Genomic DNA, 598 nt, shown 5'->3' on the forward strand with positions numbered 1-598 from the left:
TCTCAGCTTCTGTCGCTTTCACTTCAACAAACAGACCTTCGATGTCTGTTGCTTGTGCCGCGTCAGATTTCTCGCTTAAAGGCTTAACTGCTGCTGCAGACGTCAGTAGCACGAAGCGTAACTCGTCTTCTAGCTTGTTGATTTTCGCCGCTAGTGCGTCATCAGCAAATAGAGTTAGCTCAGCTTGTAGTGCACCACCGATGGTTTTCTCTGCACGCGCCGCTTCAAGAAGTTTGTTCACCGCCCCACGAACTTTCTGAATTTCAGTCCAGAATTCGTTGTTCAGCTCTTCACCTTCCGCTAGACCAAATAGACCATCGAACCACTCACCTGTGAACACGAATTTTTCGCGCTCGCCTGGCATCTCGTTCCAGATCTCATCTGCGGTGAATGACATGATTGGCGCCATCCAACGAACTAGTGCTTCTACGATGTAGTAAAGTGCAGTCTGACAGCTACGTTGAGCGTGGCCGCCCTGCTTCGCTGTGTACTGACGGTCTTTGATTACGTCTAGGTAGAATGAGCCCATCTCGATAGAACAGAACTGCATTAGACGCTGAGTTACAGCGTGAATGTTGTATTCATCGTACGCTTTGAT

Annotated in this window: 1 protein-coding gene; it reads right to left on the reverse strand. The window is 48.8% G+C overall.

All coding sequences use genetic code 11. From position 1 onward, the window contains the following. On the reverse strand, positions 1 to 598 hold a 598-nt coding region (locus tag R7Q48_RS29010; RefSeq protein WP_318133814.1), incomplete at both ends, for a class I tRNA ligase family protein.

Source organism: Vibrio sp. 378 (assembly GCF_033339435.1).